This is a genomic window from Pedobacter psychrodurus, assembly GCF_032678585.1.
Lineage (GTDB): Bacteria > Bacteroidota > Bacteroidia > Sphingobacteriales > Sphingobacteriaceae > Pedobacter > Pedobacter psychrodurus_A.
This window is the reverse complement of record NZ_JAVTSN010000010.1, coordinates 54,034-72,948: the sequence shown is the minus strand read 5'-3', so window position 1 is coordinate 72,948 and position 18,915 is coordinate 54,034. Positions and strand designations below refer to the sequence as shown.

The 18,915-nt window shown below is 43.3% G+C and carries 14 protein-coding genes; 8 read left to right on the top strand and 6 right to left on the bottom strand.

Annotated elements, in window-relative coordinates; translation table 11 throughout:
* Window positions 1–180: 180 nt before the first annotated feature.
* The 6 genes from R2S57_RS08735 to R2S57_RS08710 all read left to right on the top strand — a co-directional run bounded on the left by R2S57_RS08735 (window position 181) and on the right by R2S57_RS08710 (window position 6,442).
* Complete coding sequence (locus R2S57_RS08735; protein WP_316844661.1) at window positions 181–1,080, top strand: glycosyltransferase family 8 protein; 900 nt, start codon at window positions 181–183, stop codon at window positions 1,078–1,080.
* Between the two features lie 100 nt (window positions 1,081–1,180).
* The gene (locus R2S57_RS08730) at window positions 1,181–1,957 is read left to right on the top strand and encodes a glycosyltransferase (RefSeq protein WP_316844660.1); all 777 of its coding nucleotides are present in this window, start codon (window positions 1,181–1,183) and stop codon (window positions 1,955–1,957) included.
* Between the two features lie 142 nt (window positions 1,958–2,099).
* Window positions 2,100–3,065 (top strand): hypothetical protein, encoded by a 966-nt coding sequence (locus tag R2S57_RS08725; protein WP_316844659.1) that lies wholly within the window; start codon window positions 2,100–2,102, stop codon window positions 3,063–3,065.
* Window positions 3,066–4,403 (top strand): flippase, encoded by a 1,338-nt coding sequence (locus tag R2S57_RS08720; RefSeq protein WP_316844658.1) that lies wholly within the window; start codon window positions 3,066–3,068, stop codon window positions 4,401–4,403.
* On the top strand, window positions 4,400–5,218 hold the full coding sequence (locus R2S57_RS08715; protein WP_316844657.1) for an alpha-1,2-fucosyltransferase: 819 nt from the start codon (window positions 4,400–4,402) through the stop codon (window positions 5,216–5,218). Before R2S57_RS08720 ends, R2S57_RS08715 begins: the two co-directional genes overlap by 4 nt.
* A gap of 12 nt (window positions 5,219–5,230) precedes the next feature.
* Window positions 5,231–6,442, top strand: a complete 1,212-nt coding sequence (locus R2S57_RS08710) for a glycosyltransferase (protein WP_316844656.1) — start codon at window positions 5,231–5,233, stop codon at window positions 6,440–6,442.
* Between the two features lie 11 nt (window positions 6,443–6,453).
* On the opposite strand, the gene R2S57_RS08705 is transcribed toward R2S57_RS08710, so the two are convergent.
* From R2S57_RS08705 to R2S57_RS08680, 6 genes are all read right to left on the bottom strand, one after another.
* On the bottom strand, window positions 6,454–7,674 hold the full coding sequence (locus R2S57_RS08705; protein WP_316844655.1) for a glycosyltransferase: 1,221 nt from the start codon (window positions 7,672–7,674) through the stop codon (window positions 6,454–6,456).
* A 22-nt stretch (window positions 7,675–7,696) separates the two neighbouring features.
* Entirely contained in the window at window positions 7,697–8,866 is a 1,170-nt protein-coding gene (locus tag R2S57_RS08700; RefSeq protein WP_316844654.1) for an acyltransferase, read from the bottom strand.
* Between the two features lie 88 nt (window positions 8,867–8,954).
* A complete protein-coding gene (locus R2S57_RS08695) occupies window positions 8,955–10,367 on the bottom strand; it encodes an O-antigen ligase family protein (protein ID WP_316844653.1) in 1,413 nt (470 codons plus the stop codon).
* A gap of 23 nt (window positions 10,368–10,390) precedes the next feature.
* A complete protein-coding gene (locus R2S57_RS08690) occupies window positions 10,391–11,575 on the bottom strand; it encodes a glycosyltransferase (RefSeq protein ID WP_316844652.1) in 1,185 nt (394 codons plus the stop codon).
* Window positions 11,575–13,731, bottom strand: a complete 2,157-nt coding sequence (locus R2S57_RS08685; protein WP_316844651.1) for a lipopolysaccharide biosynthesis protein — start codon at window positions 13,729–13,731, stop codon at window positions 11,575–11,577. The genes R2S57_RS08690 and R2S57_RS08685 overlap by 1 nt, the downstream gene beginning before the upstream one ends.
* Window positions 13,731–14,432, bottom strand: coding sequence for a TolC family protein (locus tag R2S57_RS08680; RefSeq protein ID WP_316844650.1), 702 nt, complete (start codon window positions 14,430–14,432; stop codon window positions 13,731–13,733). Before R2S57_RS08680 ends, R2S57_RS08685 begins: the two co-directional genes overlap by 1 nt.
* Before the next feature lie 84 nt (window positions 14,433–14,516).
* Between R2S57_RS08680 and R2S57_RS08675 the strand changes: the two genes are divergently transcribed.
* Window positions 14,517–15,137: an acyltransferase gene (locus R2S57_RS08675; protein ID WP_316844649.1), complete on the top strand. Its 621-nt coding sequence runs from the start codon at window positions 14,517–14,519 to the stop codon at window positions 15,135–15,137.
* Window positions 15,138–15,303: 166 nt separating this feature from the next.
* The gene (locus tag R2S57_RS08670; RefSeq protein ID WP_316844648.1) at window positions 15,304–18,915 is read left to right on the top strand and encodes an Ig-like domain-containing protein; all 3,612 of its coding nucleotides are present in this window, start codon (window positions 15,304–15,306) and stop codon (window positions 18,913–18,915) included.

The following is an 18,915-nucleotide window of genomic DNA, read 5'->3' as shown; positions in this document are numbered from 1 at the left end:
AATATTAAGACACAATATTAAATAAATACTTCAACAGTTTTAATGTTCTGGTTATATTTGATTATACAATAGTAGTAAAACAGCATATTTTAGAGCGTTGAGATGTAAAACGATGAATAACAATTTTAATTCCCTAAATTTGTATGGTCTACCGAAACAAAAAGCCTCTAATTCAAACGAATGTCCAAACAAAGAGAAACTATCCATATTGTTATTGCCACGGATAACCATTATGCTATTTTATTAGCTCCCTTAATCAGATCGGTACAGACTAATCACAAAACTGGTGAACGGATTGATTTTGCGATCATTGATAACGGCATATCCAGACTAAACCTTCAAAAGTTAAAATCCCTAGTTGACGGGGATGATTATACGCTTACCTTTCATGATATGCAGTCGGTACTTCCACAAGATCTCCATCTGCCACTGGACGGTACGGGGATGCCGCAGATCACCTATATGCGCATGTTTGCTCCATACATTGTCGGAAGCAGCGCCCGCCGCGTGATCTACCTGGATGTTGACATGATCGTAAACAGGGATATATCTGAACTATGGTCAGTGGAACTGGATAATAGAACCGTAGGCTGCGTACAGGACCACTCGGCAACAGTAAGTTGCGAATGGGCAGGTATACCCAACTACAAAGAACTCGGACTCGATCCAGAGACAAAATATTTCAATGCGGGTCTGTTGGTGATTGATATTGAAAAATGGAAAGAAGAAAACATACCGCAAAAAATACTCACCTGCGTTGAGGAAAACAAGGATTCGCTGCTTTTAGCAGATCAATATGCCCTTAACGTGGTTTTTGCCAATAACTGGAAAGAGCTGGACCACCGCTGGAACTGCAAGGCCGGTGTAGACGTAAAGGATCCCTTTATCATGCATTTTATTGATATCAAACCCATATATTCATCTTACAATGGTAGTCAGTTTTACAAAAATGAATTTTTCCGGTATCTTAAAATGACACCCTGGGCAGACTTTAAAGTTGTTCCCAACTATGTAAGGATTTTCAGAAAAGGGTTTTACAAAGTAAAAAAAACAGTTAAAAAAATCTTTGCTTTGAAATAAAACAATAAATTTATCAATGTTCATTATCCGTTCTCTTCAACTGCACCTATAAAAGGTCAAACTGGGAGCGGCATCATTCCAGTTAACAAATCATCATTAAATGCAGTCAAACGAGTTCGAATTTTCAGAGGTTACCTTACTGGTCACCCATTATAACAGACCAGCGTCTCTGGCCAGATTACTCTCCAGCTTCGCTTCGCTTGGCTGTAGCTTCGGCGAAATTATCATCTCAGATGACTGCAGTACTGAGGAAAACCTCATTCAGGTAAAAAAACTCCAGACCGAACTCGGGTTTAAGCTTATCACCACACCAACCAATGCCGGACTGGGAAACAATATCAATAAAGGACAGCGGAATGCAACCCTTCCCCTGACACTGTATGTACAGGAAGATTTTGTTCCCCTCCCCCTGTTTCCGCAGAAACTCTCCGCATCAATCGAGTTTATGCACAATGACAGCGCTCTGGATATCGTGCGTTTTTACGCCTATCAGCGTTTTCCATTTTTGAAACCATTTGCACAGGGTTTTTCAGAGATGCAATTTAACCCTGCAGACGTCCTGAGCACCTATAATAAATTCTACCTCTATAGTGACCATCCCCACCTGAGAAGAAGTGACTTTCTAAAAAAGTTCGGAGATTATAAAGAAGGGGTAAATGTCGAAAAGGCGGAGTACAGTATGATGATGTCGTTTCTTAAACGCAAAGGCAAAGGTTTTTTCTATGAGGATTTTAAAGGTCTTTTTGAACAAAAAAATTCCAGTGAAGAGCCTAGTACATTTAAACGGAACTGGAAAAGGCATCCTTCCAATATAGTGATAGGAATGGCCAGGCACCTTTACAGACATATTAAATTCAACATCAACTATTATTTTTAAGACCGGTCAATAGGTCTTATCTTTTGATTAATGTTAACTTTATCCTGTAGGTGGCTACCAAAATTTATCAAAGCCCCCCGGGTTTGCATTAAAATACAATAATGACAGGGCAAAAAAAACACCGTTTGACATGTTAAGGAAAATGATCATCAAAATTTTAGGTTTATATACAAAAATCCGGCACCGCAGCGTCCCCGCAAACTACCGTTACTTTTTTAGGGATACCTACCTTTGCCAGGTGATCCAGTGGAAGTACCTCATCAGGGATTATGTGATCAAAAAGCCTTACAAAAACATAAGCTTTAGTGGAGAGTTTACCCCCGACATCGCCTTTGCACTGCCTTTTGCATACTGGCATTTCAAAAACGGCACCTTACTTCAGACCGAAGGTGCAAAATATACCTCAAAACTGTATTTCTTTTCACCAGACCATCTTGAAACTTTTGATTCCCGCACTACAGAGGGAAACTATAATTTTGAAACGCCTAGGATTCTCTATAGCCAAAATTACAACATGCGCAAATGGGCCCGGGTTCCCTTAAAGGAGATGTACCAGAATAATATATACTGTTATGACAAGCCAATACTGATCATTGCCAACCGATACAATATGGAGTGGGACGGGCCGCCGATCAGTTTTTTCAGCATAGATCTTTTGGATGAACTGTTCAACAGATATAAATCTGAATACCAGATTATTTACAACAGGCCCAGACCTGAGAATATCACAAATGACAACAGCGATATCTATGATCTAGACGAGTACGGCTGGATCGAGCGGCAGCACCCGGAGGTACTGTTGATGGAAAACATGTTTAAGCAAAACCTGGGCGGGGCAAATAGTTTTAATCATTTCCAGTTTATGGTCTATGCAAATGCAGAACATTTTATATCCACACACGGGGGAACAGGCGCGCTGGCCAGCTATTTTGGCGGCATTAATATCATTCTGTCAAAAAAAGGCCCAGAACATTACTTTGGCTGTTTCACAAAACTCTACACTAAGTTTTCAGGCGCAGAGATGCACCATGCAAAGACTGATCAAGAGGTACTGGACCTTGCAGAAAGACATCTGAAAAGAAAATCATCATATCAAAATCAAGCTTAAATGAGCGGGACAAAAGATAATTATTGGATTAAATCAGGAATCATCAACATCCTCCAGAACTTTTCTGGTACACTGATCAACCTGGCAATATTTTTCGTTCTCGTGAGGCTCCTCACCAAAAATGACTATGGGGTCTGGGGAATTTTCCTTCAAACGGTCACTATCCTGGAAATTATCCGCAACGGCCTCATCCAGAGTGCGCTCATCAAATTCATGTCAGGTTCTGAAAAAAAAGAGCATTCGGACATCTTTTCGGCAACACTGACCATCAGTGGCAGCCTTACGGTACTATGCATCTTATTAAACCTGATTTTCGCAGGATACCTTTCCCGTCTGCTCAAGGCACCAGAACTTGAACCTATGTTTCATCTGTATAATATCGTATTTATCTTTTCAGGGATTTTGACGCAGTTCAATTGTATAGAACAGGCGAACTTCAAATATACCGGTGTACTTTTCAGTGGCCTGGCAAGGCAGTCAGTCCTTTGCCTGTTCCTGTTTATCTGTCTGTTTTTTAACCTTAAGACCGATCTGATCACCCTGGTCTATGTACAGATCTTTTCTGTAGTGGTTAGCATCGCCATATCCTGGTTCTATGTAAAAAAATTCATCAGTTTCAGCTATAGGTTCAGCAAAAACTGGATCAGCAGGATATTCCATTACGGTAAGTATGCATTTGCAACTTCGGTCAGCTCCATTCTCTCGGGCACAATTGATCAGTGGATGCTTGCAGGCATCATCTCCCCGGCTGCCTCAGGATCATTCAATATTGCAGTGAGAATCGGCAATCTCATTGATATCCCAACCAATGCTGTGGCCACTATCGTATTTCCACAAAGCTCCAAACGAATTGAAACCGAAGGAAAGGAAGCCATTAAGTATCTTTACGAGAAGTCGGTGGGTACAATTCTTGCGATGGTGATTCCAGCGATCATCTTTATTTATCTTTTTGACGGGCTGATCATCAGGCTTTTGGCAGGAGACAAGTATGCCGATACTGTCCCTATACTCAACATCACTTTGCTTTATTGCATATTCGGCCCCTTTGGCAGGCAGTTTGGGGTAATTATTGATTCCATCGGTAAAACCAGAGTTACTTTTATCATTGTAATTGTCAATACCTGCGTGATTTTGATACTGAACTATTTTCTCATCCACCGATATGGGGTGATTGGAGCTGCCTACGCCACGCTTATCGCCAATATTTTCGGTTTTACAATATCTCAGGTTATTCTATGGAGGGAACTTAAGGTGAATGCGCTTAATGCATTTATTTATGCCTATCGCTTCTATCCTGAATTCATCAATAAATACATATTAAAAAAGGCGAAGCTATGATCGGGGTAAAATTTATCGGAAGGCTTGGTAACCAGATTTTCCAATACGCCTTTTTTCAGTACTTAAAGGCAAACAACAACGAAAAATCGTTTTTTTTTGTTAATCCCCATCATGCCTACCTGAGCAGGTATTTTGATCTCGGGACTTTTCAGAACCTGACCTTATCCTCAAAGGCGTATTCGGTATATACCCGGATGCTACCGAAAATATTCAGGTTTAATGAGATTTACATTGAAAGTATCCAGGTTCCCCGGGCGGTAGAAGTGAAAGATCAGACCATCTACAAAGGCTTCTTTCAAACCGACTTTTATGTCAGGAATATTCCGAAAGGGCTTAATATAAAGATCAAAAAGAAATTCACCGACCGTTTTGAGACGGAGTTTGGGGATGTTTTCCGTTCGAACAAAACAATTGTTGTTCACATCAGGAGAACTGATTACCTGAACTATGGCAAAAGGGACATATCCCTGCCTATGTCTTATTTCAAGACCAGGCTGGATGCTCTTGGGGATACAACGGACTGCAAGATTTATTTCGTTAGTGATGATATTCAGTTTGTAAAGACCTACTTCGGGGAACAGCCAAACTATATATTTTCATCAAATAATGAAATAACAGATTTTCAGATTATAAAGAATGCAGATATTGCCATCATTTCAAACAGTAGTTTTGCCTGGTGGGCTGCCTATCTATCAGAGAAAAACAATACGGTTTACGCACCTAAAAACTGGTTGGGTTTCCGTATCGGCAAAGAGCATCCCAAAAGGGTAATGACCGATAAATTTATCTGGTGCGATGTCCTTGCAGAGCATTAATTTAGCAAAAAAATGAGGATACTTCATATTACAGCTTACATTACCGGTGGCGCAGGAATTGCAGTCATGCGTCTTCACCAGGCGCTTCTGGAACATGGCATCGACTCTGAAGTACTTTGTATGCATGCCCTGGATGAGAATCTCTCATCAGGCGTGTACAGAGCTGAACAAAAAAAACCATTCATTGACCGTGTCTTTAAAAAACTGGGGCTAGACAGAAATACAAGAATTAAAGGTGGCCGGAAAGGTAAATATGAAATCTTTAGCTTTCCTTTTTCCCATTACCGGTTAGAGCACGATCCCAGGGTTAAAAGGGCGGATCTTGTCCATCTACACTGGATATCCGATTTTGTGGATCTCCCTTCATTCTTCAAGGCTGTAAAAAAACCCATGGTATGGACCGCGCATGATCTCAACCCCATACTCGGGGGGTTCCACTATGAGCAGGATGTGGTCCGCAATATCAATTTCCAGGAGGCAGAAGATCTGCTGCGAATAAAAAAACACGACAGCATTCTCTCCGCCGGGGTCAGGTTCATTGCAAGCAGCACGCAAACCCTGCAAAAAGTCAAACATTATCTCCCGGATGTGAAATGTAACCTGATACCATGTATACTGGATATTGCCGGCTTCAGGCCGATCGATAAGGGCACTGCAAGAGGAGTCCTTAATATCTCCGGTGATTCACTGATACTGGGAACGGGCGCTGATGATCTGGAAAACTACAGAAAAGGCTATTGGCTTTTACTTGAAGCGATGGGGGAATTAGAACCTGATGAGAAAAAAGCAATCACCATTTTGACATTCGGGGCAATCAAAGCAAATGTCAATGGAGACACCGAACGCAACACAAATGTAATCCGTTTCGAACCCGTACATGATAAAAGATTCCATTCATTGCTCTACAGTGCAATGGACATTTTTATCAATCCCTCCCTTGAGGAAACATTCGGGCTTACCGGTACCGAGGCCATACTGTGCGGCACACCCCTTATTGCATCAGCAACTGGAGGAATGATCGATTATCTCGAGCCAGGGGTGAGCGGATATTTATTTAACCCTGGCGATGCGGTTGAACTACGGAAATTGATCAGGGCAGCGATAAAGTCAAAAAAAGAAAAAGCGGTAATTTTAGAAAACTGCAGGGAAAGCATCCTTGAATGGTACAAACTCAACGATCCCCTAGGCAGACATATCGATCTTTATAGGGAAATGCTGACCTAAAGCCTAAGCGATTAATTTTGTCCTGTTTTTTCATGATAAAATCCAGAAATCAGACTGCTCATTTCAGACAGACGCCTCGACCAGGTATTATCTGCGGCAATTGACAGCCTGTTCGCTTTCGCCTCCTGACTGTCATTTTTTAGATAAAAAGATATCGCATCCGAAAAGTCACCTGCGTTATGACAATAACGGACCGAATCAAAGGTAAACTCCAAAAGGTCCATATTAAAATCCGTCGAGATCACAGGCCTACCGGTTCCCAGGTATTCAAACAGTTTAAGTGGAAAGATTGTCGCACTCACCTCATCTTTCTTAAAGGGAACCATAGCGATATCGAATCCCTTGACCACTGCTGGCATCTGGTCATAGGGCACGCTTTCGCGAAAATAAACGTTGTTAAGATCCTCGAACTCTGAGGGAACGAATTCCTTGGCGGTAGGCCCTACCAAGACGAAGCTCTTATCGGGATTCCCGATCGCTACCTGTATTAACATATCGAAATCAATACGGCGTTCGATCGCCCCTAAATAGCCGATAACCGGCCTTGGAATATCCGAAACAAATGGATGTGGCAGCAAACCTGGATCCAGAGCACGTGAAGAAACCGTTAAATCCGCAGCATTGGGAATAAAGAAGGTATGCGTTTTCTTTTTCATTTTCTCTCGGTAAAGTGCTTTACTTGTGCAGATTACAAGATCGCTGTTATTGATGAGCAGATCCTCGGAGAGAAATCCATGTCTTTGATCGTAGTCGGTAATGATGGGGTCCACACAGTGGTAAACTTTCAGTGCAGCCCTGGGAAGCATTGCGGAAACACCGGGATAGTGAAAATTAAAAGAGTTAATAAATATGAAATCACTGATGCCTCTTTCTGCCATGATGCGGTTGATTCTGTCGGAAATCCTGCGTTCGTTCCATAGCAACAGTCTGCGGTAAATACGCCCTTCCGGCAGAAAGTTAATAGAGAGCAAAAGCGGCAAAATCAAAATCTTTAAGCGCGGGAATCCGCTATCGAGAATTCCGTTGGCACCTTTTTTGAAATGGGGAAGCCTTAACGCGATTTCTGATCCTTCATTTTTTTTAAAGTAATCCTTAAGGGTATAGGGAAAATCAACGTAGTAAACCTCGTTACCTTCAGCCAGATACTTTGCTGTATGATAGCTGGTGGATTCAAACTTCCAGTCGAATCTGGTCGCACCCAATATCACAATTACTTTATCTCTTAATTCCATACTATCTGCCCCAATTTTCAAATCAACCTTTTTTCCAAATAGAGTACACTCTCCTGACAATGGTAGAAGGCCAGTTTTTATCCATAAAAGGTTTTTCAAAACATAGAAAAAATACCGCACTCAAAGCCAACACTATGGGGATAAACAAGCAAAGCTGCAAGAGAAGGTTTATTGTGTAATAACGCGTGAGTGTTAGGTGTTTGCTAAACACAATAAAAAATTCTGCAAAGGGGAGATGAATGAGGTAAATGGTGTAACACATCCCACCGATAGCCATAATCCACCTGCTGGTAATCAGCCGGTTGATGAGGTCCCCTTTAAACGCGGCGATAAAAAAGACAAAAAGACAGATAACTACTGCTAATCTGTTTATGAACTCGAACCCCCAGCTCCACAGCCCGATAAGTCCTACAAGAGAGATTAGGGCGACAAAATCATAAATCCTGCTTTTTCTGATCAATGCCCAGTCACAGGTATAAAGATCAGCTAGCATAAAACCTACCAGAAAATAATGAAGATGCCCCAGAATTGACAGGCTGAAAGGAGGCATGTACCATTTAAAATATTGTTGCACCAGCATCAGCACCAGAATAAAAACAATATTTAAAGCCCGTCTTAATCCTTTTTTACGTATTGTAAAGAAAAGATAGGAAAGAAAGGGAGCCAGGATATAAAACTGGATTTCAATTTCGAGTGTCCATGTCGGGGGATTGAACGGAGACCAGACACCATAAAAAATGGCATGGGTATAGGTAATATTGGCAAAATAATGGGGAAGATATTCAAAGAAAGACACATGGCGCTGGAAGATGTAGACCAGAAAGAAAATACTGATCCAGAAAATGTAGGGAGGCTCAAGCCGGGTCAGTCTTCTCCAGAAATATTGTCCGATCCCTATTTTTTTTCCGCTGGCCAGATGATAGGAGGCGAATGGCAGTGCCAGGATAAACCCGCTGATCACAAAAAAAATGTAAACACCCAAGAACCCTCTGTACGCCAAAAAATTGGCAAATGTATCTCCTCCGGGATTGATAAAATCGATAGAGGTATTTCTCTCAAACCGCTCATTTAGATGCTGTATGAGCACCGGAAGGATCGCAAAAAACCTTAGTCCATCAATTTCACTGATGAGTTTTCTTCCAGAGGTGACCCTGGCCAGTTTATCAGGTATGGATTGCAGAAATTTATACATTACTCTTCTTAGCTTTATATCCTTTGATAAAACCAAATACAAAAAACACAACTGCTGGTAGTACCAGGATTTCAAGTGGCATATGAAATTAACTATTTTTTATTGATTCAACTTTTTTCTCGTCAAGGTTATTGGCCATTAGTACAAACGACCATGACATATAGAGGATAACCACCGAAGGAAATCCGTTCATCACCTCATTTGCATAACTACAGAAAAACAGCCCAGCAGTACCAGATGTCAGCGCAATGCATTTCACCTTGAGTCCATTATCCTGGATGTTCCATACCGTTCCACAGCACTTGCCTATCATAAACATAATAAGGGAAAACCATATCACAAGCCCCACGGGACCATACATCACCCAGATCTTGACCCAATAACTATCCGGAGGAATATTGGAAAGATATTTCTCTGAATTAAACTTGATCCCATTTAAACCGATACTGCCTACACCTGCACCGAAGGGTTTATCCTTCATCAGCTCCTTAAGTTTGCTCTGGTTAATCAGCCTTGCATTAAAAGAGTCATTCTGTGGGTCTACCGCGGTGCGCAACCTAACAATCTGGTAATTCCCACTTCCGATCGTGGTATATTTAAGAAAGCCAAAGAAAGCAAGCCCCAGCAAAAGACCTGAGAAAAGAACCTTGAAATTTTTGCTCAGTGAAACGGCAAATACACCTGCAACCACCAGTGCAAAAAAAGCACCCCTAGTACCGGAGATCAGCATACCATAAAAGAGTATCAGCCCGGAGATCCCCAATAAAATCTTCTTCCATCTTTTAAAGGGCCCAAAAGCCATAACCAGTGCTATTGCAGCCATTGCAGCCTGGGATGCTCCAAACTGCCCTGCATCAGTATAAAAAGAAAACACACGGAGCCTGCCATCAATGATATGCGTGGTTGCTCCCCCTTCGTCAAGCCACCGCTGCTCGCCGGCCGAAACACCGATAAAGTACTGTTTGATCCCATATAAGGTACCCAGTACAGAAAGGGAGATGATGATCATAAAAAAAATGTCCAGGTCGCGCTTGCTTTTAAACAACAAAAAGCCGAGCGGGGCAACCAGCAACCAGTTCAGTGCTGTAAAACGGACCTCGTTCAGCCATCCGAGAAGACTTGCACCCTCGGGATTGACCAGCTCTATGATATTCAGCGAAAACCAGATCAGGGCGATGATGAGATGATCATTATTGATTTCCTTCCATTTGATCTGTTTATGGTTATAAAGCAGCGAAAGCCAGGTGACCCCAAGCAGAACTTCCATTAAGGGCCCAAAAGGCAGCCCTGTATTTTTTAACAAGCCTGCAATAATGAAACAGTACACCAGATAAGCTAGGAAACCTACTTTTGGATTGGAAAATAAAGCAATTGTAAATATAATGCTCCCTGCAAAAAGCAGTGCAAAGAAAACGGCATAGTATTCCAGTTTAACGGTGAGCAGGGCCGAAATAACAGCGAATGAAAGCACTGCGGCGAGGATCACAAACCTTCTTTTCATCTCATATGATCTATTGGCCCACATCAACTGTTGTTTTTTTTAAGGCTGTGCCTGGTTGCCACGTTTGACTTATCAGCGAAGAGCGACCTTGCCAGAGAGACAAACTGATAAAATATAAATTTGGGAATAAAAACCAGTGAACGGCGGATCTTGATATCAGTTGTTTTACTTAGAACCGGGATCATAAAACTCACCACGTAGATGACCAGGGAGCAGAAAATCACAGCAGCCAACACCGGACTGGTAAACGCACCAATACCCATTAGCAAAACAGCCATGGACAAAAATATAAACAGGGGCGGCCTCAACAGGACAGTGCCAAAAATGAACTGATTGAGATTAAGGCTGGCCAGCCCCTTATAAAGAATGGAAAACCCAAACTTAAAATACTTAAACCAGGTCGCTATCCACCGGGAGCGCTGGCTGATCAACTGCTTGGAACCCGAAGTCTTCTGATCATAAACAATTGCACGCCGAGCAAAGGCAATCCTTTCTCCGGCAGATACAAGCCGGGCCTGAAGGACCTTATCAAATCCGGCCCCTCTGATATCTGTATTTTTCAGCATACTGATATAGAGATTTGAATCAAATGCCATCCCCGAACCCGCCAGGGTCGCAGATGAGCCGAGATCAAAGATTATCCTACCGTCATAAAAATGGTAATAAATATCGCGGGCCGCATCCAGGCATGCAATAGTGGTATCAAGGTTTTTTGCCGATCTAAGGCCCTGAACTGCACGGTACCCCAGTTCAAAGTACCGGTTTAGTTCAGTTATCAGTTGTGGATGGGCAATGTTATCGCTATCCATAATCAATATTGCCTCGTGCGGACGGGTAAAATGCTTGATGGCATAAAAATGAGATGCTGTGTTGCTGGCCAAAATGCTCTCGGGAAACAGAACTTCAACACGATCATCTTCGAAAAGAAGCGCCTCAGATGGTTCACAGTTATCAGCAACAACATATATACGAAAATTGCCATAGTCCATCCCCAACAGTGAACTAACAGCATCGGCCACAAAATCTACCTGTTGATAGGCAGTTAGGATAATTCCATAATCTTTCTGACTGATTATTGGAACTGCAGGCTTTTCGCGGTTTACAGAAAACTTCCAGCACAAAAACAGGATCATTGGGAAAACAAGATAGAAACAGATAACAGTTCCTAAAATATACAATACCCCATGTCCCATTGAAAGCCCATCCATTATCTTTTCGCTTTAAAAAACTCTGGCTCTCCCGGACCCATTTCTGCCATATTAAGTACCCATCCCCGGAAAACCCCACTTTCCTTTAGCATGGAAAGATATTCTTTTTCGTCATCATTGATCGATTTTCCCGCTTTGAATACCGCAATGGCATCACTCGTAAAAGAAAGCCATTCCCTTACCAGGCTGCCATTGTTGAGAGCTGCAACATCAATAATGATCAGGTCATAAATATTTTTTGCCCAGTCTAACTGGTCGCTGATCTGCTGGGCGGTGGTAAGCTCTAAAAGCGCACCTTCCTTCCCTCTATTGGCCAGAACCGAGATACTCCCCTCTGTCTGCAGCCCGGGCACTTCTTTTCCCTGTAAAAAATCCTCTACGTATTGCCCGGTAGCGGTGTTGTTTCCCAAAGCCGGGCTCCTAAAGTTACCGTCAATCAATAATACTTTTCTGTTTGTTTTTTCCCATGACCTGGCAAGGCACCTGGCAAAAAAACTTTTCCCCTCAGATGGACCCAGGCTGGAAATTACAATCACCTTATCCTGCATTGCCAGTTCCAGTTCGTACCTGATCGAACGCATGCTGGCCCAAAAACCGTTATGGACCGGATCCTCCCAGTCGCTGTTAAGAGCTTTCTGCGTGTCGGCAACCTTTGGTACCGTTCCAAGTACAGGTACAGAACTCTCTGCGGCCAGGGCTTTGGGGTCGAGTATACGGCTGTCGGCAATAAATACGATAAAAAGCACCAACACACAAAAAATAAGACTCACAACGCCACTTAGCACAATCAGTGATAATTTCTTGGAAGGCTGGACGAGTCCGCCCACACCCATCTGAACGATATTCATCTTTGACTCAACCCCGGATTCAAGGCTACTCTGGTTATATTTGTTCAGGATATCCAGATATTCTTTACTTGCAATATCAACATTCATCTCCAGGGTCTGCACCTCTGCTTCCTGGGGCACCAGATTTCCAAAGTCCCTGGTGAGTAAATTAATTTTATTTTCAAGGGAATTGATACCGTAACGGGAGATATCCATCTGTATCTCCAGATTGATCTTTTGATTGACCAGTTCCTGTTTCGCACTCAGGGGATTGTTGATGTACTGATCAGAAGATTTGTTGATCTGTTCGCTCAGCTGGTTTCTCAGCGAGTCATAACTGTTTTTATATTTTTCGTCCAGGTCATTTTTAAGATACAGGTCATAAAGACTGCTCAATTCGGCCTTCGTATCTACCAGGCTCTGGTTTACTTTGGATAGCCTTGATTCAATATAACTCCGTTCCCGGGGGTCGAACTTGGCATCGATCTCGTTGAGCGCACCAGCGTAAGATGCTGTCTTCTCAACAGCCTCCTGTTTTTTGGTGTCATAATCGAGAATCAGCGCATATAGTTGCTTGGACTGTTCCGTAAGATTTAATACCTTATTTCTGATCTTGTAATTCTTCAGCCTGGCCATTCTGGTGGCCAGGGTATCGGTTTTCTCGGAAAGCATATTCCTCAAAAAATTATTTGCCTTGATCTGCGAGGCTTTGATGAGTGAAATATACCCTTTGATAAATTCCGCTGACAGGGTATTTACTACATAAGCTGCAAGTTCGGGGCTTTCTGCCTCGAACTGTACGGTGATGAAGTCACTTTCTCCTGATCGGAAAACCGATATTTTGTTCTTAAGCCCATCGGCATCGTAATTCATGGATTTGAGCACCCTGGAAAGCCCTTCCTCATCCGGAATGGTAAGGTCAAGTTCCTCATTCTTATCATATTTTTGCCGATAGATCGCGATCGCATGGGTTATGGCGTCCTTATTAAGCGTTTCGACCAGATCGCTTTTAGGCTTGAAAGGTTTTTGAGCAGTAAGGTCATGAATGATCAATAGATAAGATACCTGATTGAGAACCCTTTTCATCCGTATCATCTCAATGAGATTACTAAACTGCTGACGTACCTGCTCCCCCTGTACTGCCTCAATGATTACGGACTGTTGCTGTGTTTCGTCAACAATGCCTGTTGAAATCTGGGCCTGGGAAATGAATGAACTCTTTAGGTTACGCACCAGAATTGCAGTAATAATAATGGTAATCACCGGAACCAGTACCAGAGCCAAACGGTAACGTCTGACAAATTTTAAAAACTTATATCCTTCAGCCATTATTTTATTTCTTCCAACTTTTTTACCGTTAATTCCTCGAGTGAAATTTTTGCATTCAGGTAGCTTGCCTCCATCTGGAGCTTGGCTTGCAGGGCATTGCTTAATGAATTTGAGGCACTATTATATTCGGCAAAGGTTACCTCAGCCTTCTGGTATTTAATTTTCATATTCTCAAAGTTACTCTGTGCTGTGATATACATATCGTTGACCGGTGCCAGTGATTTCTGAAACTGAAGCAGCGTAACATACCTGGATTTAACCTGAGCCTCTAACTGAAGATAATACTCTGCCTGATTCGACTGTGCAATTTTTAACTGTTCCTTAGCTTTTTTGATCTGGCTTGGCTTGGTCAGCAGGGACCCGGGATTTATTGCAATACCAAACTGGTAGCCGGTAAGTAGGTCAGCAGTCTGTAGATCTACCACTGTATTGCTTGTCGCCTGATTTGACCGGGCAACGTACTGAAACGATAGGGGTTCCAACCATGACAGCCTCGCTCCAGAGAGATCACTCTTGGCCACATTAATCTGGTTACCAAGTGAACCAACCCTGGGATAGTTCGCCTTTGCAGACGCAACAAGTTTTTCCATATAGAGGTAGGAAACTTCGCTTAATATGCTTTCTTGTGCGAGAACGCTGTTTAACTTAAGCAGGGTGAAGATAAAAAACACCATTAAGGGCTTGAGTTTGTTTTTAATCATAAAACGAGTGCAGTAAAGGTCAAATATATGGTTATGATTTAAATTATGCTAATATTGTAAAGATAACAGTAATTAAGATCCACAATGAAATCACTCTTAAAAGTAGTAAAGGGTAATGATAGGCTTAAAAAAATCGTACACTGGATGTTGATCCCGACGGGAGAGGCCCGCCCAAGGACCTGGGTAAGCGTATTTATAAACCCTTTTTTCCATAAAAAAGGCAAGAATAGCCGCATCAGAACCAGGACACGTATGGATGTATTACCATTCAACAGTTTCGAAATTGGCGAGGACTCTATAATAGAAGATTTTTCCACGGTCAATAATGGGGTCGGTGGGGTGTTTATCGGAAATAGAACACTTGTTGGGATGAGCAACGTGATCATAGGCCCGGTAAATATTGGTGATGATGTCATTATTGCACAGAATGTGGTCATCAGCGGCCTAAACCACTCATATACGGACGTAAGCCTTCCCATTTCCAAACAGGAGGTTGTTACATCCCCTGTCAATATAGGCGAGGGCAGCTGGATCGCAGCAAATGCTGTGATAACAGCTGGGGTCACTATAGGAAATAATGTAGTGATTGCAGCCGGAGCAGTAGTTACCAAAGATGTCCCAGGTTTTTGCGTCGCTGCTGGAAATCCAGCAAAGGTGATCAAAAGGTATAACCCAACGACCAAACTTTGGTCCAAGGTAAACTAACAGAGTGACATATCCCCTTCAGAAAATCCGTACCTTACCGGGTATCAAACTGTTACATTCCTTATTGATTTGAGAATTGTCAATATTTTCTGCAAAATGTTCATTAGTGTGAAAATTTGCAATTAACTTTGCAAGTTAAAGACCAACAAACAACTAATCCAAGTTTATGATAAAAATGTTACGCTTCTCGATGGCCTTCGTGTTGTCTGTATGTGTATTTCAGAATTCCTTTGCACAGTTCCCTTATGTCGAGAGTTTTCGTAATTCCACCTCGCAGGGAATAATCTTTGGCGGATCACCATCAGCCTTTCTGACTGCCGCCGGCAGTGCTTACAATGTGGGTACTTCAAGTCATACAGGAACCCCTTTGGACGCCAATGGAAATGGATATCTAAGGTTGACGAGTAATGTCCAAAACCAGAAAGGATATGTCATCAATACCACCAATTTCCCTTCGGCGAACGGACTGACAGTTAGTTTTGAATATTATATATACGGTGGAACAGGTGCCGATGGTATCAGTCTGTTTCTTTTCGATGCAAACGCAAACCCCTTTATTATTGGAGGCTTTGGCGGCTCTCTTGGATATGCACAGATCACAACAACTACCCCCATCTCTCCTGGGGTGAGCAACGGTTACCTTGCGATCGGCCTGGACGAATACGGAAATTTTTCCAATCCAACCGAAGGAAGGCAGGGAGGCGTTGGATTTAAGCCAGGCTCTGTAACCCTCAGGGGCAAGGGAAACGGCTCGGCACTGACCTCGGGTAACTATAGCTACCTGACCACTGCTGAAATAGAAAAGTTCGGTTTCTCTCTAGTGGGTGACGGCGGGCAACGCCAGCCCGATTCAACTAATGCCGGGTATAGGAGAGTTTACATGGACCTGGCACCACAGCCTGCCGGAGGCTACAATATAACAGTAAAGGTTACCCGAGGCGGAGTAAAGCCGATTACCACCACAGTGATAGAGAACTACTATTACGCTGAGGCCGCTCCTGACAACCTCCGTTACGGGTTTGCATCTTCGACCGGTGACCAGACGAATTTCCACGAGATCAGACAGGTACATATTGACGCCCATGATCAGTTCGGCCTAACCAATCCCCTGGCCACGAATGATGCATTGACGCTTTGTCAGGGAAATCAGGCTGTAGTAGAGGTGACGGCTAATGATACTACAACAAACACCGGGGCAGTATTGAATAAATCCACAATTGATCTCGATCCGAACCTGAATGGGATACAGACTACCTACACGGTATCTGGCAAAGGAACGTTTTCTGTAAATTCCCAGGGGGCAGTCCAGTTCATACCTGAACAGAATCTCTCAGGCACGGTATCTGGATCCTATACGGTAAAAGATTCATATGGAAGAACATCTAATCCGGCAACGATTTCATTAAATTATGTCGCTGCACCGAATCAACCTGATGCCGGCACAGACCAGCTGCTCAATATTTCTACCCCTACCACAACATATATTCTGCAGGGCAATAGTGCCGCACTAAACAGTGGGCTATGGACACAGTCGTCAGGGCCAAGCGGGGCTTCACTGGTAAATGCCCAGCAACCGAACGCGACAGTAAGCAACTTAACAGGCGGCACTTACATCTTCAAATGGACCCTGACCTCGCCGGGCGGCTGTTCACGATCAGATGAGGTACAGCTTATTGTCAACCACATCCCTGTAGCACTCAATGACACCATCACGACCAGCAGGGATACCAATATACCCATTAGCGTTCTTGGAAACGATACCGATGCAGATGGGAATTACACGATAAATCCTTCAACCATCATCATCAAAAGTCAGCCCTTACACGGAACACTTGTTGTTGATCCTGTCAGCGGCATAGTAAATTATAGACCTGCGGCAAATTATAGCGGTTATGATTCATTTGTATATACCGTAAAAGATAATTTTGGTGCCGAATCCAATACCGCAATTGTAACGATAGCTGTAAATATCAAACCTGTTGGAGCGGCGGATATCGCCAATACGGTGACCGACCTCCCTGTAAGCATACATGTGCTGGACAATGATCCTGGTAAAGCAGGATCAATTGTCATCAAAAAAACAGATCCGTTGAAGGGGACAGTTGTGCTCAATACCGATGGCACTTTTACCTATTCGCCCAACGCCGGCTTCAGCGGAAAAGACAGCTTTACCTACAGCATACAGAACAAAGAAGGATTACAGTCCGATCCGATTACGGTAACGGTAAATGTGGGGCCTTTAGGCATTCCTGATGCCGCCTCAACTGTGGCGGGGAATCCTATTGCTATCTCGGTGAAGGGAAATGATCCCTCTAAAAGTGGCACCACAGTTTCTCTGCAGCTTTCCCCGCCAAATGGCACTGTAAATTTCGATGTATCCGGAAATCCGGTTTATACGCCAAATCCGGGTTTTTCGGGAAAAGATAGCTTCGCCTATATCCTGCAGACCGCTGACGGACTTTCTTCAGATCCAATCAACGTAACGGTGTCGGTAAAACCGTTGGGTTCTCCTGATGCCTATACTACCCCATTCAACCAGTCCATTGCGGTTCCTGTAAAAGACAATGATCTCAGTAAAAACGGCACCAGCCTGGTATGGATAACTCCTCCCGCGCACGGCAATATAAGCCAAAATCCCACTACAGGACTACCCGTTTATACTCCTAATGCAGGGTTTAGCGGTCAAGATGTTTTCACCTATATCTTAAGGACTGCTGACGGCATTGATTCAGACCCGATCACTGTAACGGTGACCGTACGCCCGGCCATTGTGATCACTGCGCCCGACATCTCCGTGGAAACACCGGTAAACGGACCGAAATTGATCGAAGTTCCCCTCCCCACAGGTGGAAAGATCACCATAACTGATCCTCCCAAACATGGCACAATAACTTTTGATCCCATTACCGGGCAACCCGTTTACACCCCCGATCCAGGCTACTCCGGCCCGGACGAATTCACCTATATTATTGTCGATAAAGACGGAAACCCTTCCACTCCGGGAAAGGTTAGCATTGTGGTGCTTATCCCGGGAAAAATCGGACTGGCAAAACGGCTGAAATCAGCACCTGTGCGGAATCAGGATGGAAGCTATACCGTGAGCTATTCGTTTGTTCTGACCAACTTTGGCCAGATAGCCATAAGAGATCTTAGTGTGACTGATGATCTTTCGTCTACTTTTAGGGGCAATACCGTTGAAGTACAAAAGATCACAGCGACTGGTGGACTGTCTGCAAATAGCAGTTTCAACGGCACATCTAATAAGAACATGCTTACAGGCAGCAATACTCTAGCTAAATCCGCTTCAGCCACCATCGATATCGAAATCAAGGTATCACTTGACCATTACGATGGCAGCTTTAGCAACCTTGCCAGCGCAGAAGGATTTTCTGTAAGTGATAATAGCAAGACAACTGACGTATCCACAGATGGTAGCAGGCCAGACCCCCTAATCCCCGGGGACGTTAGCCCTGCACAGCCGACAGAAGTCAAACTCATAAGGGAGGATCTTTTCATCCCTGGAGGGTTTTCGCCAAACAATGATGGCATCAACGATTATTTTGTGGTAGGCAATACCAACGGAAAAAAAATCAATCTGGATATTTTCAACCGCTGGGGAAATCTTATCTACCGCTCGAAAGGCTATCAGAACGACTGGAACGGAAAGACAACAGAGGGCATCCATGTCGGGGAAGAAGTTCCGGCGGGAACCTACTATTATATAATGACCATTGATGGAACAGATAGGCGAGTAGGTTACATTACAATCAACAGATAA

What these genes read in the sequence shown, in the direction of transcription:
- R2S57_RS08685 (WP_316844651.1), bottom strand. Translation starts at nt 13,731, where the DNA reads ATGGCTGAAGGATATAAGTTTTTAAAATTTGTCAGACGTTACCGTTTG.
- R2S57_RS08670 (WP_316844648.1), top strand. Translation starts at nt 15,304, where the DNA reads ATGATAAAAATGTTACGCTTCTCGATGGCCTTCGTGTTGTCTGTATGT.
- R2S57_RS08675 (WP_316844649.1), top strand. Translation starts at nt 14,517, where the DNA reads ATGAAATCACTCTTAAAAGTAGTAAAGGGTAATGATAGGCTTAAAAAA.
- R2S57_RS08715 (WP_316844657.1), top strand. Translation starts at nt 4,400, where the DNA reads ATGATCGGGGTAAAATTTATCGGAAGGCTTGGTAACCAGATTTTCCAA.
- R2S57_RS08730 (WP_316844660.1), top strand. Translation starts at nt 1,181, where the DNA reads ATGCAGTCAAACGAGTTCGAATTTTCAGAGGTTACCTTACTGGTCACC.
- R2S57_RS08710 (WP_316844656.1), top strand. Translation starts at nt 5,231, where the DNA reads ATGAGGATACTTCATATTACAGCTTACATTACCGGTGGCGCAGGAATT.
- R2S57_RS08735 (WP_316844661.1), top strand. Translation starts at nt 181, where the DNA reads ATGTCCAAACAAAGAGAAACTATCCATATTGTTATTGCCACGGATAAC.
- R2S57_RS08700 (WP_316844654.1), bottom strand. Translation starts at nt 8,866, where the DNA reads ATGTATAAATTTCTGCAATCCATACCTGATAAACTGGCCAGGGTCACC.
- R2S57_RS08680 (WP_316844650.1), bottom strand. Translation starts at nt 14,432, where the DNA reads ATGATTAAAAACAAACTCAAGCCCTTAATGGTGTTTTTTATCTTCACC.
- R2S57_RS08695 (WP_316844653.1), bottom strand. Translation starts at nt 10,367, where the DNA reads ATGAAAAGAAGGTTTGTGATCCTCGCCGCAGTGCTTTCATTCGCTGTT.
- R2S57_RS08720 (WP_316844658.1), top strand. Translation starts at nt 3,066, where the DNA reads ATGAGCGGGACAAAAGATAATTATTGGATTAAATCAGGAATCATCAAC.
- R2S57_RS08725 (WP_316844659.1), top strand. Translation starts at nt 2,100, where the DNA reads ATGATCATCAAAATTTTAGGTTTATATACAAAAATCCGGCACCGCAGC.
- R2S57_RS08690 (WP_316844652.1), bottom strand. Translation starts at nt 11,575, where the DNA reads ATGGATGGGCTTTCAATGGGACATGGGGTATTGTATATTTTAGGAACT.
- R2S57_RS08705 (WP_316844655.1), bottom strand. Translation starts at nt 7,674, where the DNA reads ATGGAATTAAGAGATAAAGTAATTGTGATATTGGGTGCGACCAGATTC.